Source organism: Flagellimonas spongiicola (genome assembly GCF_023502425.1).
GTDB classification, from domain to species: Bacteria; Bacteroidota; Bacteroidia; order Flavobacteriales; family Flavobacteriaceae; genus Flagellimonas; species Flagellimonas spongiicola.
This window is the reverse complement of sequence record NZ_JAMFMA010000002.1, coordinates 909,077-921,016: the sequence shown is the minus strand read 5'-3', so window position 1 is coordinate 921,016 and position 11,940 is coordinate 909,077. Positions and strand designations below refer to the sequence as shown.

General features: G+C 40.3%; 7 protein-coding genes. 1 reads left to right on the top strand and 6 read right to left on the bottom strand.

The features are described 5' to 3' along the window. Positions 1 to 40: 40 nt before the first annotated feature. The 6 genes from M3P19_RS10375 to M3P19_RS10350 all read right to left on the bottom strand — a co-directional run bounded on the left by M3P19_RS10375 (position 41) and on the right by M3P19_RS10350 (position 10,882). Entirely contained in the window at positions 41 to 1,591 is a 1,551-nt protein-coding gene (locus M3P19_RS10375) for a hypothetical protein (RefSeq protein WP_249657597.1), read from the bottom strand. Between the two features lie 26 nt (positions 1,592 to 1,617). Beyond that, a complete protein-coding gene (locus M3P19_RS10370; RefSeq protein ID WP_249657596.1) occupies positions 1,618 to 2,400 on the bottom strand; it encodes an enoyl-CoA hydratase/isomerase family protein in 783 nt (260 codons plus the stop codon). A 27-nt stretch (positions 2,401 to 2,427) separates the two neighbouring features. Further along, on the bottom strand, positions 2,428 to 3,834 hold the full coding sequence (locus tag M3P19_RS10365; RefSeq protein ID WP_249657836.1) for a HAMP domain-containing sensor histidine kinase: 1,407 nt from the start codon (positions 3,832 to 3,834) through the stop codon (positions 2,428 to 2,430). 140 nt (positions 3,835 to 3,974) lie between these two features. Next, positions 3,975 to 4,523 (bottom strand): CopD family protein, encoded by a 549-nt coding sequence (locus M3P19_RS10360; protein ID WP_249657595.1) that lies wholly within the window; start codon positions 4,521 to 4,523, stop codon positions 3,975 to 3,977. 91 nt (positions 4,524 to 4,614) lie between these two features. Continuing rightward, complete coding sequence (locus tag M3P19_RS10355) at positions 4,615 to 7,743, bottom strand: VPS10 domain-containing protein (RefSeq protein WP_249657594.1); 3,129 nt, start codon at positions 7,741 to 7,743, stop codon at positions 4,615 to 4,617. Positions 7,744 to 7,747: 4 nt separating this feature from the next. Beyond that, positions 7,748 to 10,882 (bottom strand): VPS10 domain-containing protein, encoded by a 3,135-nt coding sequence (locus M3P19_RS10350; protein WP_249657593.1) that lies wholly within the window; start codon positions 10,880 to 10,882, stop codon positions 7,748 to 7,750. A gap of 30 nt (positions 10,883 to 10,912) precedes the next feature. On the opposite strand from M3P19_RS10350, the gene M3P19_RS10345 reads away from it, so the two are divergent. Then, complete coding sequence (locus M3P19_RS10345) at positions 10,913 to 11,887, top strand: DUF4328 domain-containing protein (protein WP_249657592.1); 975 nt, start codon at positions 10,913 to 10,915, stop codon at positions 11,885 to 11,887. Positions 11,888 to 11,940 lie beyond the last annotated feature (53 nt).

The window sequence follows — 11,940 nt, the reverse complement described above, 5'->3', positions numbered from 1 at the left end:
CAAGCGTTCTTTTAAAATGAAATAGGGGTTCTAATAATTTCTATAAAAATGAAACCTTGACAAGCTGTTTTTTACTCCCTCGTTTGGCATAGAACAACATATTGCTATCTTCTATATCCTTTAGCGGTTTGGACACCATTAGGGGCAATCTTGCTTCCTGATTGTCTATGATCTTTTCATAATCCATAACCCCATTTTCATCCAAGGAAATCAAAAAAACATTTCTGTTCCTACTTAGTCCTTGTTTAAAAATCAAGCGTTCATTATTGATCAATTGTGGATTTTCAGAAGCGGTGCAGATAAAGAAGTAGGTCTTACCATTCTTGCAATAGGAGCTGTAAGAGGCATAAGCACCGTCGCCTTGGGTAACTTCTGCTTTATTAATGTTACGTGCCCAAGCTAATTCTCCATTTTTGCTAAGCTTAGCACTTACGATATCGTTATGGTGAAAACGTTCTAAGCGCACGCGTTGTCCTGCCCCTGTAACTTCCATTCCCGTGGTCACGAAGTACTCTTCGGCATTAAAGAAAATCTCTTGATCTTCTGTTATCTCAACTCCCTTAAAAACAAGGTTTTTGATAACTTTGTCCTCTTCGCGACCAAACTTGTCCTCCATGAATTGTTGCGAAAATGGATTGTATCGCTGCGATTTGATATTTAAGGAAATTGGGTCAAGGTCAAAATAGGCGATTCCGTTATATCTATTGTCCTTTCTGTCTGCATAAAATCCTGTACAGACCAGTCTGTCATTGAAAACAATGGGGTACAATGCTTCAGGGTATTTGCCTACGTCCACAAAGGATTGCGTTTGACTACCATTTACTGAGACCTTTATCAACTCATATTGGAATTTTCGCTCATCTACGCGGAAACGTTTCTTCTTAAAATAGGCCTTGCTAACAATATATGCAGTGGATAGATCACTACTTACGGTCATGTTCTCAAATGCGTAATTCTTCTCCTCGATTTCATGAGAAAAGTCATGTTCAAATCTTTTATTCAAGCTGGTATCGAACAGGTGAATGATATGTTTATTGCTTTTTCCCTTTTTATGATGGGTACTAATAACAAAGCCTGTTTTTTCTTGGTTGAATAGTATGGATGTAGAAAATCCACTGGAAAAATTACGATTATAGTAATTCTTGTCCACCGGGTTTCTTACCTCTTCCGAAGCAATGGACAACAATTTTTCGGTAGTAAAGTTGAATGTGGTTATTGGGCTCCTGTGCACCCAGTATTCGTATTGGGCCCTGTCATAGTTATAGTTCAGGAATAGCAAATTTAGTTGCCCATTTTGAAGGAAGCCATCCACGAAGTCCAATCCCCTTAATTTATAGTTGAATTCCGAAACCAGTTCCAAATTGCTGTTGTATTGCTCTATCAGATAGCCCTTTGGCTTAAGGATGAGACCCTGGTAATAGGCTCTAACCAAAATATATCCTCCAGAACCATCTTCTGAGATGGTCAATAAATTGGAATAGCGATAACGGTCATTGAATTTTTCGCCAAAATCATAGGAAACTGGCATTTTCTCTTGAGCAGTGCCCAATAAGGATGTGAGCAAAAAACAAGTAAGTAGGATGCGTTTCATCATAGTCTGGTTGGGGTTAACCTTGGCTATGAACCGGGGAAATTGGCTTTACGTTTTTCCAAAAAGGCAGTAGTTCCTTCTTTAAAATCCGCTGTGCCAAAACAAGTACCGAAGGCATCTATCTCCACGGCATAACCATTTTCATCATACTTAAAACCAGCATTTACCGCTTTTATTGCATATTTTATGGCTATTGGGGAGTTATTCGATATCCTGCTCGCAATTTTAAGACATAGGGGTATTAATTCATCTTGAGGCACTACGTGATTGACCAATCCCCAATCCAGTGCTTTGGCTGCATCAGTCATGCCTGCGGTCATAATCAATTCCATGGCCCTGCCTTTACCGATCAAGCTTGGAAGGCGTTGGGTGCCTCCATATCCAGGAATTACGCCCAAGGATACTTCAGGCAATCCCATTTTGGCATTTTCGCTGGCTACACGGAAATGGCAACTCATGGCCAATTCCAGTCCGCCACCCAAGGCGAATCCATTGACTGCAGCAATCACAGGTGTTGTAAGGTTTTCGACAAAATCAAATAAGCGTTCTTGACCTTCAGCAGCTAATTGACGTCCTTGATCTTCGGAAAAATGTGCAAATTCGGATATATCCGCACCCGCAACAAAAGCTTTCTCCCCACTACCCGTTATGATAATCACTTTGGTATTTGCGTCTTCTTCCAACTCTTTAAAAGCCGTATGTAGCTCCAAAATGGTCCTTTTATTGAGTGCATTCAACTTTTTAGGCCTGTTGATGGTTATGGTGGCGATATTGTTTTCTTCCTCGATATAAATGTTTTCGTATTCCATGTGTAATGTGTGCTACTGATTTTATTGTTATTCTTTTGGAAAGCGCACGGTAAATACGGTGCCCTTGCCATGTTGAGAGGTGAAGTCAATGGTTCCGTTGTAATTTTCAACGATATTCTTCACCATCCCAAGACCAAGACCCATACCACTTGATTTGGTTGTGAATTTTGGTTCAAAAATTTTATCCTTATGATCATCTGCAATGCCTACTCCATTATCAGCGACTGCAATTTTTACTTGATTACCTTCTGAAGCTACCGTGACCAATATACGTGGAGATTCTACTTCCGGAACGGCTTGTATTGCATTTTTTATCAAATTGGTGACGACACGGATCAGTTGCGTACGGTCCAATTTGGCTATTATTGATTTCTCATCGGAAATAAAATGGATATACTCTTCATGAAAAATCTCCATGGCCAATTTCACAATTTTAACCACATTCAAGGTTTCATTCTGTTGGGCAGGCATATTGGCAAAATTGGAAAATGCTGATGCTATATTGCTTAGTGCATCTATCTGTTGGATCACGGTTTTGGAAAATTCCTGGATTTTCTGTTCTGCCTTTGGGTCATTTGGATCAAACTTTCGCTCAAAACTTTGAATGGTAAGTCGCAAAGGAGTCAATGGGTTTTTGATTTCGTGGGCTACTTGTTTGGCCATTTCACGCCATGCCTGTTCGCGTTCACTGCGGGCCAATTTTGCCGCACTTTCCTCCAATTCATCAATCATTCCATTGTATGATTCAATCAGGTTCCCTATTTCATCCGTAGGGTTGTCTATATAAATTTTCTCGTTGCGCTGCGTTAATCTTGTACGCTCCATTTTGTCTGAAATGGTTTGCAATGATCTCGTAATATATTTAGAAACCACATAAGCCAATAGTATGGCAGAAAGCAACATCAGTAAGTAAACTCCGCCAAGTCTAAACAAGAATTCCCGAAGTTCCATGTTACTAAACGAGTTGTCTTCAAAATAGGGAAGATTTACTATACCAATTGGTTTAAATTGTAGGTCGTTTATAAAGGTATATGAGGCTTGATAATTATCCCCAGCAGCCCTTTTCTTTTCAACGTAACGTTGCTCCGGATGCATTTTCAGATTATTCAAAACCTCAGCATCCAAACAATTTGAAATGGAATCTGCTTCAAAGGCAGGTCGAGAACTTTTAATAAGACCTCCTTCCAAATCATAAATATTAAAAGTCACGTTTTGGACATCGGCAATTTTATAAATCTCATCCTTGAAAATGTTTTCCAGGTTTTCAGTTGTAATGGGATAGGTGGTTTCCCTAAAAACATAGCCAATGCTCTGAAGAATCTGCTCTTCTTTACGTTCCAGTCTGTTTTCGTGATAATCTTTACTCTGCTCCCGATATTGATAAATGGTTACGCCTGCAATCAAGACGGAGGCAATCAACACCAAAAGAATCATGGTGAAGAAAATTCTAAATCGAAGCGAGAGTTTTTTGAACAATCCGTTGCGGTTTGGGAATAAAGTTAGCAATTATCACACCAAATTATTATCGCGCTAACTTCAAATAAACAGACCAATGAAAATTTATATTGATTAATCTATGCATTCGGGTTTTTATCCCTTATTCGCTTGTATAAACGAATGCCCAGCATTAGCAGGATGGCTAACACTACAATTCCTACCGTGCCGTAAATCCAATTGAATGCATTTTTAAGGATCACCAAAAAAACCACAGCAAATAATATTATAGTCGCAACCTCATTCCAAATACGCATAAACCGAGAGGTATATTTTACCTCATCGCGCTGTAATTGTTTAAAAATCTGATGACATTTTAAGTGGTAGCCTATCAAAAAAGCCACAAATAATAGTTTTATGTGCATCCATGGTTGACTTAACCATTGGGGCATAAGAATTAAAAGCCATACAGCAAAAAGTGTACAAAGAATACCTGAAGGCCATGTTATTATGTACCACAATCGTTTTGACATCAACTTCAATTGATCAGCAAGAATCTCCCGATCCGGTGAAGGCTTTTGCCAAGCTTCTATATGGTAAATAAAAAGACGGGGAATATAGAATAGCCCCGCAAACCATGTTACCACAAAAATGAGGTGCAAGGATTTTATGTAGTTGTAATATTCCAACCGTTTAAGAGTTCTATTTTATATTTTGAGGTAAAGGTAAAAAGTAAGGCAATAAACACCATACTTTTTACCTTAACTCTTGTTGGATTCCCTATATACGGATTGCACCTATTCCGTTACTCCATAATTTCGCGTTGAAATCTGGAATATCAGAATTTATAAAGGATTCCGCTTTTTGTTTTAGACCCACCCATTGGGCGTCAAGTTCAGCTTTTCTATCCTTTGAAGATTGATTTACCCTTGGAATACCGCTATTGGATTGATTGATCAGAAAGAGATACTCTGCGGTAAATTTATTTGGGAAGTTCTCTACATCATCATAGGCTTGTGACTTACGTTGCACCATTTCTTCATCCCATTCCTTAAGCTTATCCGCCAAGGCTTGTCCTTCAGTTTTCAACGCACCATCGGGCATATCCTTAATTAAAGCTCTAATTGCACCTTGCACTTTAAACAGGCTATTCACCTTATTGTGCATGTCAGTTACTTTTGCCTCCATATCAGACATGAATGCATCATGTTCATCAAACTGAGCTTGAGACACATCCGTATTTGGAACACGTACGACTTTTGCTGGTGTTGAAACTGTTTCATCCCCAACTTTTAAACGTAAGGTATAATCCCCAGGAGGTACCTTATGACCGGTAAAACCGGCCTCGATGTACACATTTGGTATGCCAGGCATTATAGGATGTTTTAAATCCCAAACAAAACGATTGAGTCCCTTTTCATTACCCAAAACCGGAGCTGGTGGTGGACCACCGCCATTATGTGGTATGTAATTCTTATCGGGCTCAGAACTTAGACTTCGAATCAGCTGACCTTGAGCATCCAAAATCTCTAATTTCAATTCCGTGCTATCCAATTTGTTCGGCAAATGGTAATACAAAACCATCCCATTAGCAGGGTTTACCCCTTCAAACGGTTGTGTTCCTTTGAAATTTTTGTTATTCCCATTTAATGGACTCCACCAAGATCCATTTACTGTAGTTTCAGGCTTAAACAATTGGACGTTATTTCTATCTTTTTTGTATTGGGATAACACTCCAATATCATCCAAAATCCAAAACGACCGCCCTGAAGTTGCAACGATCAAATCCCCTTGATGGACTTTTAAATCAAGGATTGGGGTATTCGGTAAATTAAGCTGAAGTGGCTCCCAAGAAATACCATCATTCCAAGAAATGTAAATGCCTTTTTCCGTGCCGGCATACAAGAGTCCCTTTTTTGTATTATCCTCTCTAACCACTCGAGTGAAGGCACCATATGGAATTCCAGCACTGATGTTTTTCCACGATTTACCGTAGTCTGTGCTTTTATAAATTGCCGGCGTATAATTGTTGAACTTGTATCTTGTGGTTGCAATATAAACGGTTCCTGGGTCATGTGGTGATACATCAATAGCGTTCACCAGACATTCCTGTAATCCTTTTGGCGTAACGTTTTCCCAAGTTTCACCATTGTTTCTTGTTACGTGCACCAAACCATCATCACTGCCAGTATAAAAAACCCCTTTTTCATGAGGTGACTCAATCATATAAGCCAAGGTTCCATAATTTTCAGCCCCTACAGCTTCATTGGTATATGGTCCACCTCCATTCCCTTGTTTGTCATCTTGATTGCGGGTAAGATCAGGGGAAATCTCTTCCCAAGTCAATCCATTATCACGAGTACGCAAAACCAATTGGGCGCCATGGTAAAATATTCCTGGTTCATGTTTGGACCAAATAATCGGCGCATTCCAATTATAGAGGTACTTCATATCCCTAGCCTTTCTACCTAAGTATTGAATGGGAGCAGCCATAATTTTTGTTCCCATCTTGCTTTCCATATCCAGCAGCTCAATGGTACCTAGGTAACTACCTCCCATCACGTACCGAGGATTGTCTGGGTCGAAAGCCAAAAACGCACTTTCACCACCGGCAGAGTAATGCCAATCTTCTCTACTGATACTCCACCTTCCTACCGAAAGACTGGCAATTTTAACGGAGGTATTATCCTGTTGGCCAGCATAAATATTATAAGGGAACTGATTGTCCACGTTAATCCGATAAAACTGTGCAGTTGGCATGATATCCTGAGTGGACCAAGATGCGCCATAATTAAAGCTGATTGCTGCACCGCCATCATTGGCAATGACCATATTCTTGGAATTACTTGGATTTATCCAAAGATCATGGTAGTCTCCATGGGTACCGGTAATTTGAGACCAAGATTTACCCCCGTCCTCCGATCGGAAAGCACTGGCGCTAAGCACATAAACTGTGTTTTCATCATTGGGGTCCGGGAATACTTCAATATAATACCATGCACGTTGTACCAAACGATTATCTCCGCTGACCATGCTCCAGTTCTTTCCTGCATCATTAGAGACAAACAAACCTCCTTTATCCGCATTGGAGTCACTTTCAATCAACGCATACACTTTGTTTGAGTTTGCCGGACTGACCGCTATGGCCATTTTCCCTTTTCCCTCCGGCAAACCTTGGGTAAGTTCAGTCCAAGTATCACCACCATCCGTGGATTTGTATAGTCCGCTACCTTCACCACCACTAATTACCTTGTGTGGTTTACGCTGATGTTCCCACATGGCAGCATATAACACTAAAGGATTTTGAGCATCCATTGAAAGTTCAGCAGCACCAGTAAGGTCGTTCACAAATAAAATGTTCTCCCACGATTTACCCCCATCCTTAGAACGGTATAGACCGCGTTCCTTATTTGGACCAAACAATGCACCTTGGGCAGCAACATAAACCAAATCAGGATTTGTTGGATGAATTATGATTCGAGATATGTGTTGGGTGGCCTCTAAACCTAATTTGACCCATGTTTTACCGGCATCATTGGATTTATAGACCCCATCACCATAAGAGGTCATTACACCACGTGGAGCATGTTCTCCCATACCAACATAAACGATATTAGGATTTGATGCGGATACCGCTACAGCGCCAACTGACCCCAGTTCAAAGAATCCATCGGAAATATTGTTCCAATGCTGGCCTGCATCGGAGGTTTTCCATAATCCGCCACCGGTTGTTCCCATATAATACGTCAATGGATCTCCGATGACCCCACTAGCCGTTACCGAACGACCGCCACGGTATGGGCCTATATTGCGGTATTTCAAAGGTTGGAAATACTCATTTGCTGTTTGGGCAAAAGTGCAGACCCCCATTAAAAGGGTCACTAAATAGCTTAGCTTTTTCAAATTCATGGCTTTAGTCTTCTATCGATAAATAATTTAATCCCAATGCATTAAACTCAGCATTGAATTCCTTCATTTCTTTATCCACTAAAGCGTCAAAGGCGTTGAGCTCCTTGTTGATCTTTGAGGTTAGTTCATTTTGAACTGCGATATCTTGTTCCGTTGGAGGAAAATCATCTATGGAAACCAAGCTATTCAGATGTCCCAATTTGTTCGTTAATCGGATTGGGAAATTCAATGGGTCCTGATTGCTTCGGTTTTTGGTTTGATACAATGCCTTTTCGATATTCCCGAAATTCTCCTTCAGTTTATTGGCTTTTTCCACCAAATCCTTAGTAGCTTCATCATCCTTGTATTGCGCAGTAAATGCATCTAACTTTTCACTTATTTTTCGAATCTTCTTAATGGATTTATGCGCCTTGTCCACAGTAGTATTGATATCCGTAATGAAATCATATTGCTTTTGCATATCCGCAACACTAACTTCTGCTCGCGGATCAGGAAGAATATTGAAATTCTGCGATTGTACCTCGCCATTAACATTCAAATGGACCTTATAAGAGCCCGGAACAGCTTTGGCACCACTTAAATTAGCCCACCATAATATCATACCCTTCAACCGTTCTGCACCTTTACCTCGGGTATCCCAAACATGGGTATTGCCGCCTTTTTTCACGTTGAGTTTCTTGTCTTCTTTTTTGGCATAAGTGCTATAAGAAGCCAAGGTATCTCCACTCATGGTCGTATACGTCAATGAAATGCTGTCTTTTTCAGCCTTGTTCTTAACATAAAAATGTGTCACTACACCATTTGGATGATTCTGACCTTCGGTTTTTGATGGTTCACTTGTCGCGGAGCCTTTGGTCCTATAACTATCTTTAGGTTGATATAAAATGGCATTTGCCGACTTCTTGGAAGCATCAAGTTGATGCAAAACCGTTAAGTCATCCAATATCCAAATACTTCTACCTTGTGTGGCGACAATCAAATTATTGTCTTTGATGGTCATATCAGTGATAGGTACAATAGGGAGATTCAATTGAAATTGCTCCCATTTTTGTCCATCGTTAAACGAAACATACATTCCTGTTTCCGTACCAGCGTAGAGTAGGCCCTTTCTTTTAGGGTCTTCACGCAGGGCACGGGTAAAATGTTCATTGTTTATACCGTTCGTTATTTTTGTCCATGTTTGCCCATAATCCGTGGTTTTATACAAATAGGGTTGAAAATCCCCGAGTTTGTATCTGGTAGCAGCAACATAGCAAGTGCCTTCGTAAAAATTGGAGGGTTCTATACTGTTAATCATACTCCATTCCGGCATATTTGGAGGTGTAACATTTTCCCATGTAGATCCCCCATCCTTGGTCACATGAATCAATCCATCATCACTTCCTACCCATAATAAACCTTCCTTAAGTGGACTTTCATTGGCCGCAAAAATGGTACAGTAATATTCTACCCCTGTGTTATCTTGGGTAATTGGTCCCCCGCTACTGACAAGTTTATCGGGGTCATTTCTTGTAAGATCATCACTTAGTAACTCCCAGCTTTGACCTTCGTTCGTGCTCAGGTGTACATGATTTGAGAACGTATATAATTTCTTAGGATCATGCTTGCTGAAAATTATAGGGAAGTTCCACTGGAAACGATATTTCATTCCCTCGGCACCATATCCCATAGGATTATCAGGCCAAACATTAATTCCTCTTACCGTGTTGTTCTTATGATTCACGCGGGTTAAAAAACCACCATAACTACCACCATAAACGATATCATTATCGTTTGGATCTACTGCAATGTGGGCAGATTCACCTCCAGCAGTAGGCTCCCAGTCATCTTCACCAATGGAACCATCATCACTTCTATGGTTGATACGAATTGTGGAATTGTCTTGTTGTGCCACATAGATTCGATATGGAAATGCGTTATCAGTAGTGACTCTATAAAATTGTGCTGTTGGCTGATTGTAATAGGTACTCCAAGTTTCACCTCCATCATAACTCACTTGAGCTCCTCCATCATCACCAATTATCATGCGTTTGGAATTCTCTGGTGAGATCCACAGGTCATGATGATCTCCATGTGGTGCATTGAATGTATTAAAGCTCTTACCACCGTCAGTGGATTTATGATACCTGACATTCATAACATATACGGAATTCACATCTTCAGTATCTGCATAGACTCGTGTATAATACCAAGCGCGCTGGCGCAGTTTTCGTTCAGCATTGATCAAGGTCCATTTCTTACCACCATCTTCAGATCGGTATAAGCCTCCTTTTTCCTTGTTTTCAACAATTGCCCATACACGATCACTGTTTTGTGGAGATACCGTGACGCCAATAATTCCCAAAGTGTCTTTCGGAAAACCTTCATTCTTGGAAATTTCCTTCCAAGTTTCACCGCTATCCGTACTCTTCCATAATGCAGATCCATCACCACCACTACTTAAACTATAGGGTGTTCTTTTTGCTCTCCATGTAGATGCGTACAAAATTCTGGGGTTATTTGGATCTAGGGTCAAGTCAACAGCGCCTGATTGATCGTTGACATATAAAACCTGACGCCAAGATTTTCCCCCGTCAGTACTTTTGTAAACCCCTCTCTCCTTTGTCGGTTTATAAATGTTTCCGAGTACGGCAGCGTATATCGTATTATGGTCCGTTGGATGTATTCGGATTCTAGGAACATGTCTACTTTTTTCCAATCCTGCCTGTTCCCATGTTTTACCGGCGTCTTCCGTTTTCCAAATACCATAGCCGCTGGACACATTTCCGCGCAGTGTTTTTTCGCCACCGCCTACATAAATTACGTTTGGATCACTCTGTGACACCTCAACCGCTCCAATACTCCCACCAAAGTAACCATCGGAAATATTCTCCCAAGACCTACCGCCATCAGTCGTTTTCCAAACACCACCTCCTGTGGCGCCAAAATAAAATAGATTGGGTTCTCCCGGCACCCCTGTAACTGCGGCAGAACGACCACCTCTAAAAGGGCCTACAAGTCGATATTCCATACTCGAGTAAAGTGCTTCTGGATACTCAGGACCTGATGGTGTTGATTTTCTTCTTTGGGAATGTAACGTTGTCGCAAATAGACAAAAAACCAGCATGGAAAGGCCGGCTTTGGAAAGCATTTGTTTCATTTTCTTTGATGTTGAATTAGTCGTTCTTAAATGTATGGAAAATCAGAGAATCCATGGTTCGATTTTAACATTCATTCATCGATAAATTCTTGGGCGTTGTATAAAAAGGACTACATTGGGAGTAAAATCAATCCTAAATTACTTCAACCTTACCAAATGACCCGAGATGAACAACTGGTGTTCTGTAAAAAATGCAAGCACCGTCACCTTGATTTTAACCGTGGAATCTTATGCAAAATAACAGGAAAGGAGGCCGATTTTGAAACCGAATGTCCCTACTATGTTCTAGATCCAGAAAGTAAAAGTATTCCGATCATCAAAACCCCTATTAAACCAAATATGCAACGCGCCAAATGGGCCGAATACTTAATTTGGAGTTTGCTTATACTTGGATTTTTCTCTTTTTACTCTTCTTATTTACAATATGATCTTTTATTGAAATTTCAGGAAGGTTTTCCTGTATCTGATCGCCAATTGGAAATGAATGATTTGAGAGAAGGAACTATAGGTGTTGTCAATATTTTGTTATACGTTATTTCCGTAATCACATTTATCATGTGGTTCCGAAGATCCTACTACAATTTGCGTAGCAGATCGGCAAATCCAACTTATGACGAAGGTTGGGCAGCTGGAGCTTGGTTCGTACCGATACTAAATCTTTTCAGACCGTACCAAATCATGGAAGAACTGGATGATAAAATGTCTTACTTGATTAAACAAAGAACCGGTGAAGAAATGAAATCCAACAAAGCCTTGATCGGTACTTGGTGGGCTTTATGGATCATCGGGGGAATGATTGGCAAATACATAACTAAATCAAGTTTAAGAGCTGAAACCTTGGAAGAATTGATGTCAAGCACATCTGCCGACATGATTGGTATACTTTTCGATATTCCGTTGTCACTATTGGCCATTTTCGTTATTCGTTCTGTATCCAAAAAAGAAGCCTACCTCACTGAATTGGAAGCTAAAAAAACGGAAGTAACAGCCCTTTCAGAAGAATAATAATCCTGTTTCAACATCTGTTTTTAAACCTTCAATGAAACATTTTCCTTGTT